17 protein-coding genes, 1 tRNA gene and 1 pseudogene are annotated in these 20,225 nt (G+C 64.8%); 8 read left to right on the plus strand and 11 right to left on the minus strand.

Annotated features, from left to right (window positions below):
* Positions 1-94 precede the first annotated feature (94 nt).
* On the minus strand, positions 95-2,077 hold the full coding sequence (locus CDV46_RS07400) for an aconitase family protein (RefSeq protein ID WP_087722218.1): 1,983 nt from the start codon (positions 2,075-2,077) through the stop codon (positions 95-97).
* 144 nt (positions 2,078-2,221) lie between these two features.
* Positions 2,222-3,148, minus strand: a complete 927-nt coding sequence (locus CDV46_RS07405) for a LysR family transcriptional regulator (RefSeq protein ID WP_087686683.1) — start codon at positions 3,146-3,148, stop codon at positions 2,222-2,224.
* Between the two features lie 135 nt (positions 3,149-3,283).
* Between CDV46_RS07405 and CDV46_RS07410 the strand changes: the two genes are divergently transcribed.
* The 3 genes from CDV46_RS07410 (at position 3,284) to CDV46_RS07420 (ending at position 5,961) form a co-directional block, all read left to right on the plus strand.
* Positions 3,284-4,567, plus strand: coding sequence for an aspartate carbamoyltransferase (locus tag CDV46_RS07410; RefSeq protein ID WP_058377817.1), 1,284 nt, complete (start codon positions 3,284-3,286; stop codon positions 4,565-4,567).
* A 106-nt stretch (positions 4,568-4,673) separates the two neighbouring features.
* Positions 4,674-5,687, plus strand: coding sequence for a class 1 fructose-bisphosphatase (locus CDV46_RS07415; protein WP_087686682.1), 1,014 nt, complete (start codon positions 4,674-4,676; stop codon positions 5,685-5,687).
* A gap of 198 nt (positions 5,688-5,885) precedes the next feature.
* Positions 5,886-5,961, plus strand: a tRNA-Thr gene (locus CDV46_RS07420).
* Positions 5,962-6,100: 139 nt separating this feature from the next.
* On the opposite strand, the gene CDV46_RS07425 is transcribed toward CDV46_RS07420, so the two are convergent.
* Positions 6,101-6,772 (minus strand): DUF1415 domain-containing protein, encoded by a 672-nt coding sequence (locus tag CDV46_RS07425; protein WP_087722219.1) that lies wholly within the window; start codon positions 6,770-6,772, stop codon positions 6,101-6,103.
* Positions 6,773-7,095: 323 nt separating this feature from the next.
* Here CDV46_RS07425 and CDV46_RS07430 point away from each other — a divergent pair, with 323 nt between their 5' ends.
* Entirely contained in the window at positions 7,096-8,172 is a 1,077-nt protein-coding gene (locus tag CDV46_RS07430) for a hypothetical protein (RefSeq protein WP_140413317.1), read from the plus strand.
* A gap of 51 nt (positions 8,173-8,223) precedes the next feature.
* On the opposite strand, the gene CDV46_RS07435 is transcribed toward CDV46_RS07430, so the two are convergent.
* Positions 8,224-8,862 (minus strand): TetR/AcrR family transcriptional regulator, encoded by a 639-nt coding sequence (locus tag CDV46_RS07435; RefSeq protein ID WP_087686679.1) that lies wholly within the window; start codon positions 8,860-8,862, stop codon positions 8,224-8,226.
* Between the two features lie 84 nt (positions 8,863-8,946).
* Here CDV46_RS07435 and CDV46_RS07440 point away from each other — a divergent pair, with 84 nt between their 5' ends.
* From CDV46_RS07440 to CDV46_RS07450, 3 genes are all read left to right on the plus strand, one after another.
* On the plus strand, positions 8,947-9,978 hold the full coding sequence (locus CDV46_RS07440) for an MDR family NADP-dependent oxidoreductase (protein ID WP_087722221.1): 1,032 nt from the start codon (positions 8,947-8,949) through the stop codon (positions 9,976-9,978).
* Positions 9,979-10,045: 67 nt separating this feature from the next.
* Positions 10,046-10,675: a flavodoxin family protein gene (locus CDV46_RS07445; RefSeq protein ID WP_170935839.1), complete on the plus strand. Its 630-nt coding sequence runs from the start codon at positions 10,046-10,048 to the stop codon at positions 10,673-10,675.
* 178 nt (positions 10,676-10,853) lie between these two features.
* Entirely contained in the window at positions 10,854-12,053 is a 1,200-nt protein-coding gene (locus CDV46_RS07450; RefSeq protein WP_087722222.1) for a globin domain-containing protein, read from the plus strand.
* Between the two features lie 2 nt (positions 12,054-12,055).
* On the opposite strand, the gene CDV46_RS07455 is transcribed toward CDV46_RS07450, so the two are convergent.
* The 6 genes and pseudogenes from CDV46_RS07455 to CDV46_RS07480 form a co-directional block, all read right to left on the minus strand.
* A complete protein-coding gene (locus CDV46_RS07455) occupies positions 12,056-12,883 on the minus strand; it encodes a phosphodiesterase (RefSeq protein ID WP_087722223.1) in 828 nt (275 codons plus the stop codon).
* A 7-nt stretch (positions 12,884-12,890) separates the two neighbouring features.
* Positions 12,891-13,934 (minus strand): ABC transporter ATP-binding protein, encoded by a 1,044-nt coding sequence (locus CDV46_RS07460; protein WP_087687196.1) that lies wholly within the window; start codon positions 13,932-13,934, stop codon positions 12,891-12,893.
* 61 nt (positions 13,935-13,995) lie between these two features.
* Positions 13,996-14,807, minus strand: a pseudogene (locus CDV46_RS07465) (ABC transporter permease).
* Positions 14,804-15,628: an ABC transporter permease gene (locus CDV46_RS07470; RefSeq protein ID WP_058377809.1), complete on the minus strand. Its 825-nt coding sequence runs from the start codon at positions 15,626-15,628 to the stop codon at positions 14,804-14,806. Before CDV46_RS07470 ends, CDV46_RS07465 begins: the two are co-directional and overlap by 4 nt.
* A 36-nt stretch (positions 15,629-15,664) precedes the next feature.
* Complete coding sequence (locus CDV46_RS07475; protein ID WP_058377808.1) at positions 15,665-16,678, minus strand: extracellular solute-binding protein; 1,014 nt, start codon at positions 16,676-16,678, stop codon at positions 15,665-15,667.
* Positions 16,679-16,921: 243 nt separating this feature from the next.
* Positions 16,922-17,968 carry a LacI family DNA-binding transcriptional regulator gene (locus CDV46_RS07480; RefSeq protein WP_087722224.1) on the minus strand — a complete coding sequence of 349 codons (1,047 nt, stop codon included), beginning with the start codon at positions 17,966-17,968 and terminating at the stop codon, positions 16,922-16,924.
* Positions 17,969-18,221: 253 nt separating this feature from the next.
* Between CDV46_RS07480 and CDV46_RS07485 the strand changes: the two genes are divergently transcribed.
* The gene (locus tag CDV46_RS07485) at positions 18,222-18,788 is read left to right on the plus strand and encodes an SRPBCC family protein (protein WP_087686672.1); all 567 of its coding nucleotides are present in this window, start codon (positions 18,222-18,224) and stop codon (positions 18,786-18,788) included.
* A 64-nt stretch (positions 18,789-18,852) separates the two neighbouring features.
* Here the strand turns inward: CDV46_RS07485 and CDV46_RS07490 are convergent, their stop codons facing one another.
* Positions 18,853-20,190: a hypothetical protein gene (locus CDV46_RS07490; RefSeq protein WP_140413318.1), complete on the minus strand. Its 1,338-nt coding sequence runs from the start codon at positions 20,188-20,190 to the stop codon at positions 18,853-18,855.
* Positions 20,191-20,225 lie beyond the last annotated feature (35 nt).

The following is a 20,225-nucleotide window of genomic DNA, read 5'->3' on the forward strand; positions in this document are numbered from 1 at the left end:
ATGTGACTACGTGAGCGTTGCGTCGCGATACACCATGAATCAACAGGCGCGAGGCCCAAATTCTGCCACGAATGATGTCGCGCCGGTCACCGATTTATGTCGCGCGTTGAAGTTCTTCAAAGCTTGCAATACGCCCCGCCAACGCACTCGCCGCCACCGTATAGGGGCTCGCCAGCCACACGCTGCCCGGCCCCGAACGGCCGGGAAAATTGCGGTTGATGGCGCTGATGGTGACCTGCTCGCGCGTGGTCGACTGCCCCGGCCCGCAGTTCGCGCAAGCGCCGCAACCGGGCATGATGAGCGTGGCGCCCACGGCTTCGAACGTCGTCAGATAGCCACGCGACTCGCAGTACGCGCGCACGTCCATCGTGCCGAATTGCAGAAACAGCGAGCGGCCGGGCGCCACGCGCATGCCGTGCGCCAGCCCCCACGCGAGCACGTCGTGATAGGCATCGAAGTCGTCGCGCTTGCCCGCCGTGCACGAGCCGCCATACGCGATGTCGATCGACACGGGCGCTTCCAGTGCGCTCAGCGCCACGCCATTGCCCGGGTCGCCGGGTCGCGCGAGCATCGGCGTGAGCGACGTCGCGTCGATACGGATCACGTCGCGATACACCGCGTCGGCATCACTCGTCATCCACGGCTCGACGGTGAAATCCACGCCTCGGCGCGTCTTGAGGAAGGCGACCGTCTTCTCGTCGGGTGCGACGATGCCGGTGAATCCACCCAGCTCCGCCACCATGTTGGTCAGCGTCGCGCGCTCGTCGATGGACATCGCGCGCACCGCGCTGCCGCCGTACTCGAACACCAGTCCGATCGCGCCGCCACTGCGAATCGCGTCGAGCCGCAGCAGATGCAGCACCACGTCCTTCGCAGTCACGCCCGGCGACAACGCGCCGTCGATTTCGATACGCAGCGTCTCGGGCACCTTGCACCGCACGTAGCCCGTCGTCCAGCTGTTCGCGATGTCCGTCGCCCCCGCCCCGAAGGCGAGGCAACCCAGCGCACCGGCGTGGGGCGTATGCGAATCGGTGCCGATCACGATCTGCCCCGGCAGCGCGTAACGCTCCGCCATGAGCGCGTGGCAGATACCGTCGGCGCCAGCGTCTCCTGAAGCGCCCCCGGCATCGGTCAGTTCGCCATGCGCGAGCACGGGATACCGCGCCGCAAACTCGCGGTGACCGCTCGTCAGGTTCGCCACCCCGGGGAGCAAGCCCTGCGTGACGTGCGGATGACTCTGCGCGGCCAGCACGAGGTGATCCTGAAACACGATGATGCGTGCCGGGTCGTGCAACGGTGCGGGCTCACCAAACGCCCGATGCATCAGGTGCGCGCACATGCCGGTGAAGTAATCGTGCGAGAACCGCCAGTCGACCGCGACGAACACGCCGTCGCCACGCGCGGCCCCCGGGGTGGCCGGATGCAGGCGGCGCGCAATGATCTTTTCGACGAGCGTGCGCGGCGGCGCATCGGCCGCGGATGCCGTCGAGGCATTGGCGCCATCGACACCACCGGACACCGGCACGGGCCATTCGGCAAATTTGCTGTAGGCGAGCAGGCCCCCGCTGCGGATGATCTGCTGCGTGAGAGCGTCGCGGCCCTTGAGAAATTCGGTGATGGGAATGGCTTCGCCCGCGAGAATGCGATCGAGCACGCCGAAGTCGGTCGTCGTCAGAATGCCGATGTTGTCGCAGTTCTGCTGATAAATGCGCTCGAAGCTCTCGGCCACGATGAGCCGGATGCCGGCGGACAATTCCGCGAGCGGGCTCGATTCGCGCGACGAGCCCTTGCCGTAGCGCTTGCCGGCGACAGTCACCTGAAAGCCGCCGCGGCGAATGTCGTGCTCGCCGATGGGGAGTTCGTTTCCCGCTTTGAAACCGACATAAGGGTAGCGGCCAAGGCGCTCGTCGTAAGTGAGCATGACCGTGACGGGCGTGATCTCGTCGGTCGAGACATTCTCACGCAAGGTGCCGGCCTCGGCGCGGGTGACGGTCTCGCCCGCGATCTGCCGGCGCACGATGGCCGGGTCGTCGGACAAGAACAGAATGCGGCCGTCAAAACGAATGATGTCTTCCATGCAGCGATTACCTCCGAAAGACAGCATAGCGGCGGCCTTTGGGGCCTGCCGTGCCGTCTTGGCAATCCCGGCATGACGGTTTGCGAAGGCCTGCCCCCTCGCCTATCACCTGTTACACCCCGCCTGTTGCGCCTGTTGCTCCTGTTACACCGGCTCGCCCTGCTGCCCTTGCCCCTGCGCGAGGAAGTTCACCACGGCGGAAGCGGTCGCGCTGAGTTGTTCGCGCGATGGGAACACCATCCACAGTTGGCGATGGGCCCACTCGTCGGTGAGCGGACGCACCACCACGTCGAGCTTGCCCACATACAACTGGCCGACCTGCTCGGGCGCGATGGCGATGCCCAGCCCGGCGTGCGCCATGCGGCAAAGCGCATCCAGACTCGACACCCGGATCTTGATGCGCAGCGACGCGCCCGCCGCACTCGCCTGCTGGCGCAGCAACTGGGTAAGAGCGCTATTGCCTTGCAGGCCGACGAGCGTTTCGTTCACGCAGGCCGAAAACGCAATCTCGCCCGTGCGGGCGGCCAGCGGGTGGCCCACCGGCAGAATCACCGCCAACCGGTCGCGGCGGTACGGCACCATCGTGAAGGCTTCGATCCCAGCCACGGCGTTGCAGATGCCCACGTCCACCGCGCGCTCGCCAACGCGTTGCAGCACTTCATTGCTGTGCTGTTCATCGAGTTCGACGTCGACCGCCGAGAACACGCGGCCGAATGCGGCAAGATCTTCGGGCAGAAACTGCACGATGGCCGACAGGTTGGCGGCAATGCGCACGCTGCCGCGCGCGCCTTCATGGAACTGCGACAGCTCCGCACCGAGGGATTCGATGGTGCCGAGAATGCGCTCGGCGTAGCGGCGCACGGTTTCGCCCACCGGGGTGACGGTAATGCCGCGCTGGTGACGTTGGATCAGGGGCAGGCCGACGATGGCCTCGATATCGGCAATACGCCGGCTGATGGCCGACGGCGCGATGAATTCGCGCTCGGCCGCGCGTGCCATGCTCCGCTCCTGGCAGACGGCCACGAAAAGGCGCAAAGAAGTGAGGTCGAGCTTGCGGAGAAGGTTTTCCATACCTGTGCGGCAATACGCCGGAAATGCCGGAAACGCCCGGCTGGCGCGGCCCCACAAGGGGCACGTCTTTTGCTGGACAAACAACGAATCGACGCCTATTATACGCATCGCGTACACAGCCCTGCCGACCCGACCATGAGTGCACAGCAGACTTTCCTGCGCGACGCGATGCGTCGCCTGAACATGACCCGCGACACCTTCGCCGAGCGTATCGGCGTTCGCCGGCGCGCCCTCGACACCTGGCTGCTCCCCGAAGATTCCAGCGAATATCGCACGATGCCGAGCATCGTCGAGAAATTCGTCGGCGAAATCCTCGGCCGTGAAGCGCCGTCTGCGGAATCTACGCAAAGCGCACACAAGCCGCTGCGTGAACGCATGGGTCTCGACGGCAAGCCGCATCTGATCTCCGTCGACCAGTTCTCGCGCGATTCGCTCGAAGAGCTGTTCCACGTCGCCGACATCATGCAACCGATTGCCCGCCGCCAGAAGATCTCGCGCGTGCTCGAAGGTGCAGTGCTCGGCAACCTGTTCTTCGAAGCCAGTACCCGCACCCGCGTGAGCTTCGGCTCGGCGTTCTGCCGTCTCGGCGGCTCGGTGTGCGACACCACCGGCTTCACGTTCTCGTCGATGGCCAAGGGCGAGTCGATTTACGACACGAGCCGCGTGATGAGCGGCTACGTCGACGCGCTGGTCGTGCGTCACCCGGAAAAAGGTTCGGTCGCCGAGTTTGCGCGTGCCACCAATATTCCGGTGATCAACGGCGGCGACGGTCCCGGCGAACACCCGAGTCAGGCCATTCTCGATCTGTATACCATCGGCCGCGAATTCTCGCGTCTGGGCAAGCTGGTCGACGGCGCCCATGTGGCGATGGTCGGCGACCTGCGCTACGGCCGCACGGTGCACTCGCTGATCAAGCTGCTCGCGCTGTACCGCGGCCTGAAGTTCACGCTGATTTCGCCGCCGTCGCTCGAAATGCCGACGTACATTCTCGATCAGATTTCGCAGAACGGCCACGTCATCGTGCAGAGCAACTCGCTCGCCGATCTGGCCGGTGCGGATGTGGTCTACGCGACGCGCATTCAGAAAGAGCGCTTTGCCGACGAAGCCATCGAAGGCTACACGCCGGACTTCCAGATCAACGAAGCGCTCATCAACACGTACTGCGACAGCCGCACGATCATCATGCACCCGCTGCCGCGCGACAGCCGTCCGGGCGCTAACGATCTGTCGACCGATCTGAATCACGACCCGCGTCTGGCGATCTTCCGTCAGACTGACAACGGCATTCCGGTGCGCATGGCGATCTTCGCGATTCTGCTCGGCGTGGACAAGCAAGTGCAGCACAGCATGCGCGACGCCACGTGGCGCTCGCCCTCGCATGTCGGCCCGGACGACGCCCTGTTCGACGGACTCGACTGATCCTTCAGTGCCCCGCCCCGCGTTTTTTCGCCGGGGCGGCGGGTCTTTGCGGGTAAAATTGCGTCCGTCGCGAAATACGAACGCTTTTTTGCTTTTGGAGGCCCCTATGCGCCGCAAGACCCTCACCCAATATCTCATCGAACAGCAGCGGGAATACAGCAACATTCCCGCAGAGCTGCGTCTGTTGATCGAAGTCGTTGCGCGCGCGTGCAAGTCGATCAGCCACGCCGTGTCCAAGGGCGCCCTCGGTGGCGTGCTGGGCAGCGCCGGCAGTGAAAACGTGCAAGGCGAAGTCCAGAAGAAGCTCGACGTGATCTCCAACGAGATCATGCTCGAAGCCAATGAATGGGGCGGCCATCTCGCGGCCATGGCGTCGGAAGAGATGGAAGACGTCTTCCACATCCCCAACCGTTACCCGCAAGGCGAATACCTGCTGATGTTCGATCCGCTCGACGGCTCGTCGAACATCGACGTGAACGTGTCGATCGGCACGATCTTCTCGGTGCTGCGTTGCCCGGAAGGCGTGACGGACCCGACCGAACAGGACTTCCTGCAACCGGGCACGCAACAGGTCGCCGCCGGTTATGCCGTGTATGGCCCGCAGACCGTGCTGGTGCTGACCACGGGTCATGGCGTGAACTGCTTCACGCTCGATCGTGAAATGGGCTCGTGGGTGCTCACGCAAGAAGGCATGCGCATTCCGGAAGACACCAAGGAATTCGCCATCAACATGTCGAACGAGCGCCACTGGTACCCGCCGGTGCAGCGTTACATCGGCGAGTTGCTGGAAGGCAAGGAAGGCACGCGCGGCAAGGACTTCAATATGCGCTGGATCGCCTCGATGGTGGCCGACGTGCATCGCATCCTGACGCGCGGCGGCGTGTTCATGTACCCGGCCGACAAGCGTGATCCGGACAAGCCGGGCAAGCTGCGCATCATGTATGAAGCCAACCCGATGAGCTTCCTCGTCGAGCAGGCGGGCGGTGCCGCGACCAATGGCGTGCAGCGCATTCTCGATATTCAGCCGCAGAAACTGCACGAGCGCGTGGCGGTGTTCCTCGGTTCGAAGAACGAAGTCGAGCGCGTGACCGGCTATCACCACGAGGCCGACAAGAAGTAAGTGCGGAAGGCAGTGAGGTCGATGGCTGTCGTCATCGCGAGGTTGGCGCAGTACGCGCAAAAAATTTTCGCGATGACGAAGCGCAGGAATTCTGTAATTTCAAGGATTTACGCGGCGCGCACGCGCTGATGACAAAAAATCTCTGAAAAAAGGCGTGACAATCGCGGAAAACCTGCTAATATCTCACTTCTTCGCAGCGCCGGAGTAGCTCAGTCGGTAGAGCAGCTCATTCGTAATGAGAAGGTCGGGGGTTCGATTCCTCTCTCCGGCACCAGCGACTTCTTCAGTCCCTGGTCATGCAAGCAGAAGGTAGTACGTAGTCAACAAGAAAGCCGCTCGATTCCGTCGCGCGGCTTTTTTGTTTTTGGCGTGCGCCGAAAACCCCACCTGTCCTGGTGGGGTTCCTGCCTCAATTACTTCCCATCCCCTGCCGGCTTGTTCGCCTCGGCATCGCCCATCGCGTTGTCATTCGCCCCGTCTTCGTCTTCCGCAGGCTCCGCCATCCACGCGTGATAACCCGCTACGCCCATCTTGCGCAGCAGCGATTCGTTGCGTCCGAAGATCTCCTCCGCATCCGGAAACGCCTCGACCGCGCGGTCGATGCTCGCCTCGCGCAGCAGATGCAAAATCGGGTACGGCGAGCGGTTGGTGTAGTTCTCCGCGTCGTCCGGGCCGGTGCCTTCGAACTGATAGTCCGGGTGAAAACTCGCTACCTGCAATTCGCCCTCGAAGCGCAACTGCTTGAGCATGCGCTCCGCGAAGAACAACGCGTCGTTGTACTCGTGAAAATCGAGCAGCGCATCGGGCAGGATCAGCAGCGTGGTGTCGACGGCTTCCGGGTCGGCTTCGGCCAACCACTGCAATTCGCGCTCAAGGTCGAGCAGTGCGCCCTCCATGTCGTGCGCATCGCTCACGACATAGCGGATCTGACGCTTCACATGCACGGCCTTGGCAAACGGGCAAAGATTCAGGCCGATGACGGCGCGCGTGAGCCAGTGACGTGTGGCGGCAATCACCGCGGCGGTCGCTTCGGTTTGGGGTTCTGTTTCGGGCGACGTGGCACCGAGGTCGTTCGAATCGGACATGGGCAAGCTACTGGAAAAAAGCATCATGGCGACGCATGAGCGCGGCGCATCAAGGCGACATTGTAAGCGCGTCACGGATCGCACAGAGTCCGCAACGCCACCGCAGGAAACGACAGCCGCGACGCCGGTGCGCTCGCATGATGCCGCTCTCCCTCACCGCATCCATGCCACCTCACGCCGCCATGCCTCGCACCCATCCGCTCATGCCCCCGGTTTCACCCGCTGTGCCACCCGCTGCGCCACTCACCGTGTCCCCTCAAGCCGCGCCCGCCACCACCGCCGCAGGATCCAACGCCCACCTCGCGGCGTTAGCAAGACAACCCTTGGCGCACGTACTTTCCGAGTCCCGGGAAGGCCGCATCCGTGCATCATTGCTCACCAGCATTCTCTCGTGCGCCGGGTGTGCTGCCGCCGATGAACTGCTCGCGCTCTGCGCCTTTGCAAGCCGCGAAGGACAGACAAATCGCGTCGACACGGCGAAACTGCGCACGGCCGTGATCTCGCTACTCACGAGGCCCGCGACGGCCCGCACATTCGAACAACTGCGCGACACCGGCATGTTCTGCACTGCCGCCCTGCATGACTGGCCCAGTCGCGACAACCTCGACCTGCTGTTTTCGGACGAAGGACTGCTGCTCTGGCTCAGGTACGGCGCAACCCCGGACGGCTACCAACGGCTGTTCGTCGATCACTTGAGCCAACAGTTGCACTCACAGGTCTTACCGGAACCCCATCCCCTGAATCTCGGCCAGGCGTTGCGGGTCTTGGTCGCCGTCGGACGCGACACCGTCGTCGATGTCCCGGATCCGTACCGCATGGGGCACAGCCTGCCCCCGCTCTCGCATCTGTGCGCCACGCACGCGCCTGACTGGCTGCCATTCTTGCTGGACATCAGCCCGTGCGCCAGTCAGTGCGATTCGAGTGGCCGCCCCCTGCTCCACACCGCGCTCGCCTCCGCGACACGCGCTGCTCGCGCTGCCGGCGCGACGTCTCACGAGATGAACCGCACACTGCAAGAACGCATCGGGCTGTTGACCGAACACGGTGCCGATCTGTGCGTCGTGGATCTGAACGGCATGCCACTCACCGCAGGTCTTGTCGTCGACGGTTATATCGATGCCGCGCGCGTGGTACTCCAGTTCGGCGCACCGCCCCAGGCGACGGACCGGGAAATGAACTCGGTGCTGCATCACCTCGCCCGGACCCTACGCCCCGAATCCACGCAATACAGCGCGGCGATCATTGCGATCGTAGCGGCATTGGCCGCCGGCGCCGATGTCCTGCGCGTCAACGCCAGAGGGGAAACGGCCATCGACCTGCTCCCTGAATTTCAGCGCACGCATTTCATCTTCCTCGCGTCGCACTATGCACGTTGGACAGATGCCGGTAACCGCGGCTGACCGGCGGCCCGATATCCGGCTTGCCCGGCGCGTATCGCCATCGCTTGTGCGTCAGCCCCTGAGCGCGAGTCCACCGTGGCGCTCGCGCAGATAAGCGCCCACAAAACCGTTGAGTTCCCGGCGCACCTCGGGCGAACCGAGTTCACCGCGCGATACCGCCGCATGCACGACCCCTTCGACTGCGGCGGCAAGCACTCTCGCCGCAACGGCGTCGCGCGGCTCGCACGCCGCCTGCCCGTCCGGCACGATCAGCGCCTGATAGCGGCGCAGATACTCCGCATCGAAGGCCTGCGTACGGGTCGAAAGCGGCACCTCCTCAAGCAGCACGTGATGCATACGCTGGTCACCGGCGTGAATCCGGATGACGCCGTCGATCAGATCGGCAACGCGCGTGTCGAGGCGCGTCGGCACATGCGGCGCGTCCGGATCGGGCAGAACAGCGAGTACGGCGTCGAGATGACGCTCCCGAATCGCCTCGGCCAGCGCCAGCTTGTCGGGGAAGTATTGATACAACGAGCCGATGCTCGCACCGGCGACGCTGGCGACTTCGTTGGTATTGAATTTGGCCCAGCCGCGCGCACCGAGAACGCGAGCCGCCGCTTCGATAATCGCATCGACCGTCGCCCGCGAACGCTGCTGTCGCGGGACTCTGCGGGCGGCGACCGGCCCTGAGGAAAGGCGAGTAGGCATGGCGGGGGTTCCACGCAAAAATTCCAATATACCTGCGTCGATTCCCGAGCGCATGTTGCCCCTGTTTTTGCCACGGACTTTGCCATGTCAGCCCTCCCCCGCACCACCCGAGAAGTCACGCTCACTGCCCATCCAGAGGGCACGCTGACCTCGTCATATTTCGCACTCACCGAAGCCCCCCTGCCGCCGCTGGCACCGCACGAAGTGCTCGTGCGCAACCGATGGTTTCGTGTCTCGATCTCCACACGGCTGATGGCCAGCCGCGAAGCCACGGCCATCAAGGGCATTCCGTTCCCCACACTCAAGCCCGGCGACGCGCTCGCCGACGGCGCCATCGGTGAAGTGATCGCCGCCACACCCGAATCCGGCCTGATGCCGGGCATGATCGTCTCGCATCGGCTCGGCTGGCGCGAACACGCGGTGGTCGACGCACGGCATTGCAAACGGCTGCCGGCCGGGCCACTCGATCCGGCCGCCTACCTCGGCCATGGCTGGACGGCCTACGCCGCGCTCACGCGGGGCATCACGGTGAAACGTGGCGACACCGCGCTGGTCTCAAGCGGCGCCGGCGCCATCGGCTCGATGGCCGGTCAGATCGCCCGCCGTCTCGGCGCGGCACGCGTCATCGGCAGCACCGGCAGCGCCGAGAAAGCCGGCTGGATGACGCAGGCCCTCGGCTACGACGCCGTGATCGTGCGCAACGGCAAGCCCTTCGCCGCCCAACTGGCCGAAGCCGCCCCCGACGGCATCGACGTCTTCGTCGATATGGTCGGCGGCGAGCAATTGACCGCCGCCGTCGCACAGGCCCGCGAAGGGGCCCGCTTCGCGATTCTGGGCGCACTCGGCGCGGAGTTGCACGCGGACCACTCCACCTCGGTGGCACCGACCGAAATCGACGCCTTCCAGTTGCCGATCAAAGGCATCACGCTGCGCGGCTACAGCGCGGACGACGACGAGGACGTCTTCGACGAATGGATAAAGCGTCAGAACGCATGGCGGCTCGACGGCAGTTTTCACCTGCCGTGCACGATGTTCCACGGTCTGGAGAACGCACCACTCGCCTTGCAGGAAGCCTGCGCGGGCAAGCTCAAAGGCGTGGTGCTGGTCGAGTTGTGAGCAAGCCCCTTTGAGCTACGACCTATACCCCATCCCCCTCTCATCCCCTGAACGAATGGAGTCAAGCATGTTGAGTACAAACGTCGCGATCGTGTTTCACAGTCGCTATGGCCACACGTCGCGACAAGCCGCCGCCGTCAAGGAAGGTGTCGAACGCGCCGACGGTGCGAGCGCCCTCCTGATTCCCTGCGAAACTGCGCCGTCGCGCTGGGACGATCTGGAACAGGCCGACGCCATCATCTTCGGCGCGCCCACCTTCATGGGCGGCACGTCGGCGGAATTCAGAGTGTTTGCCGAAGCCACGTCGAACATCGTCATGACGAAGGGCTACGTGTGGCAGGACAAGATCGCCGCGGGCTTTACCAACTCCGGCGCACACGCCGGTGACAAACTCGCCACCCTCATCCAGATGGCGCTCTTTGCCGCGCAGCACGGCATGCATTGGGTGAACCTAGGCCTGCCGCCCGCGAACAACTCCACGCAGGGCTCGGCGAACGATCTCAACCGCCTCGGCTTCTGGCTGGGCGCGGCGGCCCAATCGAACACCGATCAGGGCCCTGATCTGGCACCGCCCGAAGCGGACCTGGCCACAGCGCGTCATCTCGGCGAGCGCGTCGCCCAGACAGCACTTCAGTTCGCACGCGGACGTATCGCCCAACACGTGCAGGGGCTGTCTGCTGCGTCGGCGCTCGCCTGACGCTTCGCATCTGCCAAGGGAAAGCGCGCCCAATCCCTCGCCGCTGAGATGCGGCATTTGGGCGCACCCTTAAAGATGTATTTTATTTGCATCTTATAATCACTCCGTGGTGCGCGACGTCCGAGAGCCCTCAGCGTCGCGCCCGAAACAGAACTCATAACACTTCGGAGTGTGCCCCATGCTTTCCGCTGCTTCCCGCCCGTATATCGACGCCAGCGTCCCGGTGCTGCGCGACCACGGACTCGCCATCACGCGACATTTCTACGCCAGCATGTTCGAGGCACATCCCGAACTGCGCGATCTCTTCAACATGGGGAATCAGGCGAGCGGCGCGCAACAGCAATCGCTCGCGTCTGCGGTGTTTGCCTACGCGGCCAACATCGACAACGCTGCCGCGCTGGCGCCCGTGATGGAGCGCATCGTTCACAAGCACGTCTCGGTCGGCATCACGCCCGCGCACTACCCCATCGTTGGCCGCTATCTGCTGGCCGCCATCAAGGACGTACTGGGCGACGCCGCGACGCCTGAGTTGATCGCCGCGTGGGACGAAGCGTACTGGCTGCTGGCGGGGGAATTGATCGCAGCCGAGGCGCGTCTCTCGGAGCGCACGCAGGCACCGCTGGGCGCGCTGCGCGAGCTGGTCGTGACCGACGTCGATCGCGAGACCGAGCACATCGTTTCGTACTATCTGCAAACACCGGAAGGGACGTCGCCGGGCGAGTTCGTGCCGGGACAATATGTGAGCGTGGCCGTCACGCTGCCGGACGGCCTGCGTCAGCGCCGCCAGTACAGCCTGTCGGATACGCCCACCGCGCCGCACTGGCGCATTACCGTCAAGCGCGAAGATGCGTCGAACGGCAAACCGGCCGGACAAGTTTCGAACTGGCTGCACGCCAATCTGAAGGCAGGCGATCGCATTCAGGTGAGCCCGGCGTATGGCGAATTCACGACGACGCTGGACGCCGCCCATCCGCTGGTGCTGTTGAGTGCCGGCGTCGGTATCACGCCGATGATGTCGATGCTCGCCACGCTGGCGGCCAACGGCTCGCGCCGCGAGATCGTGTTTGCTCACGCGGCACGTAACACTGCCCACGTGGCACTGCGTCGTCAATGGCTGCACGCCGGTACGCAATTGCCGCATCTGCGCGTCGCCACGTTCTTCGAGACGCCGCTGGCGAGTGAGCGCGAAGGCACTGACTACACCTTCGCCGGGCGCATGGACGTAACCCGGCTGCCGCTGCCCGAGGGCGCCGACTACCTGCTGTGCGGCCCCACCCCGTTCATGCAGACGCAATGGCGTGCGCTGCGCGATCAGGGCGTGCCTGCCGAGCGCATCCATCGCGAAGTGTTCGGTCCGGAAGCGCTCGATCTGGGCTGATCTCAGTCGATCAGTTTGCCAGCCGCGTCGTAGAACGGGTGCGTGCCACCGGCATCGTCGACGAAGCCAAGGTGCGACACGAGCCCGCTTTGCGGCGTGTACCGGTGCAACTGGAACGCAGGCGGGTCGAGCACCCACGCAGACGGACCGCCCTCGCGCAGGTCGAGGGCGACCTGATGCGCGGGCGACGGGCACACGCTGGCGATGGTGCCGGCAAAGCGCGTGTGAATCGGACGATGCACGTGGCCGCAGATGAGTCGTTCCACGTTATCGAAGCGGCGCACGACAGCGGCCAGCTTGGCAGCATCGCCCGCGTCCAGCGCCTGCACGTCCATATGCTCGATGCCGCAATCGAATGGCGGATGATGCATGGCGATCACCGTCGGCGTCGCCGTATCGGCGGCCAGCGTCGCTTCAAGCCAGTCGAGCCGCTCGTCGCACAGTCGGCCGCCACCATTAGGCGGGTCTTGCGTGTCGAGCGCCACCAGCCGCAGCGGCCCAAACATCGCGGTGTACTGCACGAACGCGCCCGGCTTGCCGAGATACGTGTGCTCCGGAAACACCTCACGCAACGCGTCGCGGCCGTCGTGATTGCCGATGACGAGGTAGTACGGCATCGCGAGCGGCGTGAGCAGACGGCGCAGATGTTCGTATTCTTCGCGAGCGCCGAAGTCGACCAGATCGCCCGTGAGCACCACGAAGTCGGGGCGCGGCACGAGCGCATTCAGGCGCGCCACACAGCGCTCGAGATAGGCGGCGGTATCCACACGCCGATAGGCCAGTTTGCCGGGCCGTTTGATGTGAAGATCGCTGATTTGCGCGAACAGCATGAGCGGGTTATCCGTGAAGCGTAAAGACATGAGCGGCAGGCAACGACAGGCCTACCGGGTCGCCGACGCGGCATTCGCGACGGCTCGAAACTTCTACCAGCACGGCGCCCGCCGGTGACACACCACCGACGGTGAGGCGCGTGCGGTCGCCGAGGAATTGCACGGCTTCGATTTTGCCGACGAGCGGTGCATCGACCGGCGGCACCACAATGGCGTCTTCCGGGCGGAAATACAGTTCCTGCGCATCGGCGCGCACGTCGGGACAAGCCAGCCGTCCGCCTTCCGTATGGAAGTGCCCCTCGCGCCACACTCCGGCAATGCGATTGAGCGTGCCGACGAAGTTCGCCACGTGGCGCGACGCCGGTTGGTAATAGATGTCGCGCGGCGCGCCGATCTGTTCGATACGCCCGGCACTCATCACCACGATGCGATCGCCCAGCGCCATCGCTTCGTCCTGATCGTGCGTGACATACACCGTCGTCACACCCAAACCACGCAGCAGCCGGTCCATATCGGCGCGCACGGTTTCGCGCAGCTTCGCGTCCAGTGCGGTGAGCGGTTCGTCGAGCAGCAACACGCGTGGTTCCGGCGCCAGCGCACGGGCCAGCGCCACACGTTGCTTCTGACCGCCCGAGAGTTGCGCAATGGCGCGGTCGGCGTAGGGCGTCAGATGCACGAGGTCGAGCAATTCGTCCACGCGCTTGTCGACCTGTGCCGACGGCAGCCCGCGCAGCTTCAGCCCATAGGCGACATTGCCGCGCACCGTGAAGTTGGGGAACAACGCGTAGTTCTGGAAGACCATACCCACGCGGCGCTTTTCGATCGCCAGACGGGTCACGTCTTCATCGCCGAAGCGCACGCGACCGCCCGCGTCGGGGCGCTCAAGGCCCGCAATCATGCGCAGCGTGGTGGTCTTGCCGCAGCCCGACGGGCCGAGCAGCACCAGCGTCTCGCCTGCGCCGATCGTCAGATCGAGCGGCTGCAACACCGTGTTGCCGTTGAACGTCTTGGCACAGCGTTCGAGATGGATCGGAATTGAAGTCAGTTTCATCGCAATTTCCTTGGCATGCTTTGTGTGCAATGGCGCGTGCGTGTGTTTGTGCGTGTGCGCATCAAGTGCGGCCGCGCGCATTGCGAACCTTGGCGCGCTGCGCCGTCATCTGCATGACGACGAGCAGCGGCACGATCAGCACGAAAACACCGCCGTGTAGGCGCTGCCGATCTCCAGACGCAGCGACGCATACGCGTCTGCCAGCCCCACGGGCAGCGTCTTGGTATCGGGCGTGTGCAGCATCCACGTCAGGTTGAATTCGCCGAGCGAGAGTGTCACCACGATGAGCGCCGCCGCCACGATCTCGCTGCGGATATTGGGCAGCACTACCGTCATGAAGCGGCGCAGGAAGGTCGCGCCGAGACTCGCCGCGCCCTCTTCCATCAGCTTGATGCGCGAATCGGCGCACGCGGCCGCCACGGCACGCACCATGAACGGCAGCGTGAAGATCACGTGACCCACCACGATGAACGCGAGGCTCTGGCGGAAGTCGCGCATGCCGCCATACACGCTGATCAACGCCAGCGCACTGGCCAGCCCCGGCAGGGCAATCGGCAGCGTCAGCAGTTCTTCGATCCAGCGGGCCATGCGGCTATTCCAGCGCGCCAGCACGTAGCCCGCCGGCACGCCGAGCAGCGTCACGAGAATGAGCGTGGCAGCACCCACGTACAGCGAGTTGAGAATGGCGTCGTGATAGTCCTGCCAGACCTGAATCACCCACTTGAACGTGAGACCGGCCGACGGGCCGCGGAAGTAATTGACCGACAAGCCGGCAAGCACCGACATCCCGACCGGCACCAGCAGGAACGCGCACATCAGCAGCGTGAGCAGCAGTTGCAGCGTGAAAAGGGTTTTCTTGAGCATGGGGATCAGCCTCCGGCGGCAACCGTCTGCCCGGCGAAATTACGCGCGAGCATCAGCACGGCCCACGTGACGATGCCGAGAATCACCGAGAGCGCCGCCGCCGTCGCCACATTCGCGTTGAGCGTGAACTCGGTATAGATCGTCATCGGCAACACGTCGATGTCGGTCGCGAGCGTGAACGCGGTACCGAACGCACCGACCGAGGTCGCGAAACACATCGCGCCCGAAGCGATCAGCGCAGGCGCCAGCGCCGGCAACGTAACGTCACGCAGAATCGCAAACGGCCCGGCGCCGAGCGACGATGCGGCTTCCGAGAGCGAATGATCGAGCGACTCCGCAGCGGCCATCACCGCGAGGATCACGCGCGGAATCGAGAAATAGAGATAGCCGAGGAACAGCCCGGCCAGCGAATACGCAAACACCAGCTTGTGACCGACGAGCTTGAGCGTCAGATCGCCGATCAGCCCCTGACGGCCCGCCAGCATGATGACCATGAAACCGACCACCACGCCGGGGAACGCCAGCGGCAACGTGAGCATCGACACGAGGATCGATTTGCCCGCGAAGTCATGCCGGGTGAGAAAGAGGCCCGCGACGAGCGACAACGCGAGCGTGGCAAGCGTGACCAGTGCCGAGAGCACGACCGTCTGCCACAGGCTGTCGAGATAGCGCGCGTTGGTAAGAATGGCGCGATAGGTCTCGAACGCGTGACCGTCGCCGCTGACCTGCACGAGCGCGGCCATCGGCAACAGCCAGAAGGCCAGAAACACCGCCAGTGCAGGCAGCAGGAGTGCCACGCGCCAAGCGCGCGGCAGGGTCAGGTCACGCATCGTCTCGTTCCTCTTCCTCAGTCCCGTAAGTCGTGCTTAGCGCACGTTCTTCAGATATTGCTGACCGAATGCATCCTGCTGATCGGCAAGCTTCTGAAGGTCAACCGGCTTCACACGGGCGTAGTCGGTCGCCGGCAGGAACTTGGCCGCCACGTCGGCCGGCATCGTGCTGGCACGCACCGGACGCAGGAACGCCTGCGACCAATGCGCCTGGCCCTTGTCCGAGAGCGTGTAGTCGATGACCTTCTTGCCGTTGTCCGCGTGCGGAGCGTTCTTCACGAGCGCGATCACGTACGGCAGCGACACGGTGCCTTCCATCGGGATCACGAACTGCACGTTGGCGCGGTCCTTGTAGATGGCGCGATAGGCGTTGAAGTCGAAGTCGATCAGGATGGGGATCTCACCCGAGAGCACGCGCGCGTAGGCCGTCTGCTTCGGCACGATCGGCGCGTTGGCCTTGAGCTTCTGGAAGAAGCTGATGGCCGGGGCGAAGTTGTCCATCGAGCCGCCCAGTGCCTGATTGGCGGCAATCGCTGCGGCGTAGCCGGCGAAGGCGCTGCTCGGGTCCAGATAGCCCACCATGCCGCGATATTCCGGCTTGAGCAGGTCGGCCCACGAACGCGGTACCGGCTTGCCTTCCAGCGCATCGCGGTTCACGAAGAAGCCGACCGTGCCTGAGTGGATGGTCGTCCACAGGCCGTTCGGATCCTTGAGGTTTGCCGGCACCTGATCCCAATGGGCCGGCTTGTACGGGGCAAGCAAGCCCTTCTTGCCAGCTTCGATCGCCGAGGTGATGCCGAGGTAGACGATGTCGGCCACCGGCGCCTTCTGTTCCGCGATCATCTGCGCAACGGCCTGGCCGGAGTTCTTGTTGTCGAGCGGCACACGAATGCCGGTGTCTTGCGCAATGGCCTTGACCTGACCGGCCCAGTCCGCCCATTCCGGCGGGCAGTTGTAGCAGATTGCCGTCTGCTGGGCGTGCGCGGCGCCAGCGCCGAGCAGGGTGAAAAGCGCCAGCGTGCGGGCGGCGCGGGTGATCCAAAGCTTCATTTCTGTGGGCTCCTGAGCGTCTGACCATTGGCGGCACTCGCGTGCTGCCGGGTAAGTGCGGTCGGTATTGCGTTGCTGTCGATGTTGACGATTCGGGCCTTGCGGCCTGATGCCTGATTGCCTCGGCCGTCGCTGCGCTCTCTGCCACAACGTGATGGAGCGAGTCGCCGGCCAATTTCCTTGTCAATACCTCGTGTTGCTGTACTGCTGTGCTGCCTGAAACCTATGGTTTGAAACCCGCCGTCACTTACGTGGCGGCGGCGCCACCGTGCCGCCACGGCGAATCGTGTGGGGCAGAATCAGCGCGTGGCTCATCTCGGCCGTCGCTGACGTGGGCGAAGTGCCCCCGGGCGACCGGCCCTCGATCTGGGCGAGCAGCCGTTGCGCGGCGTGCCGGCCAATCTCCACGCTGGGCTGCACCACGGTGGCGAGCGTTGGCGAAAGCAGTTCGCCCACGGCCAGCCCGTCGAAGCCGAGCACGGAGATGTCGTCGGGCACCCGCAGACCGGCTTCGCGCAACGCGCGCATCACGCCGAGCGCCAGCAGATCGTTCGAGCAGAACAACGCCGTGGGGCGGGCGCCGTCGCGCTCGCGCTGCGCCAGCCACTCGCGCACACGTTCGCCACGTGCACCACTGTTGAAATCGATTTCGAAGGCCGGCAGCGGCGTGAGCCCGGCGGCTTGCATCGCGTCGCCATAGCCGAGAAAGCGGCGCTTGGCGCGGTCCGAGGCATGCAGCGCCCCGGTCACCATGACGATGTCGCGATGGCCCGCCTCGATCAGCATGGCCACGCCCTGCGCGGCGGCGGCGCGATTGTCGACCGAGACACACGGCCGGTTCGGGGCGTCGTTGTAGACCAGTTGGCAGGCCACGCCTTCTGCGGCGAGGTCGTCGACGAGGGCGCTGTGTTCGGCGTCGGCCAAGGTGAGCAGCAGACCGTCCACGCGCTGTTGCAGCAGCGTCTCGATGGCGTTGCGCTCGCGCTCGGGGTCGTATTGGGTGGTGACGAGCAACAGACGGCGGCCGGTGCCGTCGATGGCGGCTTCGATGCCTTCCAGACAGTCGGCAAACACCGGGTTGCCCAGCGTCGGCAACATCACCCCGATGAGGCCGGTGCGCTCGCCGCGCAACTGGCGGCCCAGCGCATTGGGGCGGAATTTCAACTCGGCGGCAGCCGCCTGCACACGGGCAAGCGTCTCCGGACGCACCAGTTGCGGCGAATTGAGCGCACGTGACACGGTGGCGATCGAACAGCCCGCGCGTTGCGCGACATCCCGGATATCTGCCAAACCAAGTCTCCTCTTGTGGTGCCGCGCGGCGGATCGGCCCGTTGGGGCAATATCGACCGTTAGCGGCTTTTGCGTAAATGTAAACGTTTACGAAAACGTTTTCACTCCGGGATTCTATGGAGACATTGTGATGAATTGATGACAGCCGGCCGCCCGTTGCAGCGGGCGTCGAGGCCCGGGGATGCGACCTATACTGAAATTCCCCCTGCATCGGGCGTGACGGCACCCCCACCCACTACGACCGGGATCGGCCATGAACGAATATCACTTCCTCACCTTGTGGCGGCTCACTGCGCCGCTCGAAGAAGTCTGGGACACCATTCGCGACGTCGACCACTGGGCCCGCTGGTGGCCCTGCGTGCGCGAAGTCCAAACGCTCGATTCCGGCGGGGCCGATGGCGTGGGCGCCGTGCGGCGTCTGACGTGGCACGGCGCACTGCCCTACTCGCTCACCTTCGACACACGGGTCACTCACCTCGAACCGATGCGTGAAATCCGGGTGGAAGCCAGCGGCGACGCGGAAGGCACCGGCCTGTGGCGGTTCGACACCGAGGGGTCGATTACCGCCGTGCGATACGGGTGGGACGTGCGCACGAACCGCGCGTGGATGAGCAAGCTGGCACCGCTCGCCCAGCCGCTGTTCCGCTGGAACCACAATTACGTGATGCGCCGTGGCGGCGAAGGGCTCGCCGCCGTGCTGAACGCGCATCTGGTGGAATGCCTCGATACCGACCTGCCGCCCGCCGCCATTGGCGAAGACCGGACCCCGCGCGACCTGCGCGCAGCCCGCGCCCGGGCCAGTCATGATGGGCGGGGCTGACGGGCGGTTCGTTCGATCCAGTACACATCGCGGTACGCGCGAAGCGAGGGGGTGAGCGCGGTTCTCATGGCATGGCGTTTGAGCGTGGGCCAGCTTCACGCGTCGGCAAGCGCGTCCTGCGCATTCTCAGCAGATAGGTGCGCGGTGCCGACGCCTCTCGCTGCATCACAGAGATATCCAGACCGATACATTCGTCACGCAGACTCTCAAGCGGCCTGCCCTGTGCATGCAAGACCATCACCTCGTGCAGAGCGATCATCGATGTCATCTCTTCAAACTGCCGCGAGTCGATATGCCGCGACTGGGCAAACGTAGACGCCGCAGTTGTCCGGGCCTCTCGCACGTCGTAATGCGCTGCCGTTGCATCCCACGCCACGAGATCGTCGAGACAGACCAGCCGCCCGTTCCAGGGTTCGCGAAGTCCTTCCTCGACACGCGTGCGACTCCCCATATCGTTGTTCAGGAACGTTGCGAGCGCCGTTTTGGGAACGCCCCACGCGTTGAGCTCACGCCAGAGATCACGCGCAGGGGCGAAGCGCCGGCGTGCAAACAAGTAGCGAGCGACGTCCCGGGTTCGCATCAGCGTTGGCGAAGACGCGTGAAACGCCGGGATACCCTCCGGACACGACGCCAGCGACGCGATGTCGGGTGCCCCGGATACGCCGAGATCGAATTCTGAAGCGACCGAAACCACCGAATCCGTAGAACCTGTGGTGCGCCCCCGGGTAGAGACCGGCACCGGCGGTGGCGTCTGCGGACGCACCAGGCGTTGCAGATAGCCGGACAGGTCCAGCTCAAACGCCTCGACGTCCTCGTTGCGCAGTCGTGGCAGTTCCCCCACCTGCCAATGCCAGCGCGACGGGGCCTCGCCGGGTGACGTGGCGCCTTGCCCTGGGGAGCCCCGTACGCGTTGACACTGTCGAGCCGCTGCGCCTGCCCAGGCGAGCGCCCGGTCTTCGGGCACGGTGCCGCTGCGTTGTCTGACTTCGGATTGCGCGAAATCGAAATGACTGAGCGTGAGATGCAACCTGCGGGCCGGGGCAAGCGCAGGGCAAGGAAGCGCGGCCGCCTCGGGCGTAGCGAAGTGAATCACCCAGACGCCGACGTCGGCGCGGTTTCTGGCGGCAACGCTGACCGTCGGATAGCGCGGGCTGACGATATCGACGTGCGATTGCAGCACGCTGGCCAAGGCTTCGGCGAACAGTTGGTGGATTGTCGCTTCATCGGGCGGCGTGGCGGTATCAGGGCGCGCGAGGCCGCGGGTGTTGGTTGACGCCGGCGTGTGCCGCTCGGCTGGCAGGTCGTGCGTCTGCGACGACACACTGGCGACGTCGGGACGGCGGCGGCTCGAATAGGGAGAAAAGCGATCGGCGCCGGACGCCACAGAGCAGGTAGGTTTCATGCTGGCAAGTCGAGAGGAACGGTTACGACGCGGCA

It is taken from the genome of Pandoraea sp. PE-S2T-3 (assembly GCF_002179965.1).
Taxonomy (GTDB): Bacteria; Pseudomonadota; Gammaproteobacteria; order Burkholderiales; family Burkholderiaceae; genus Pandoraea.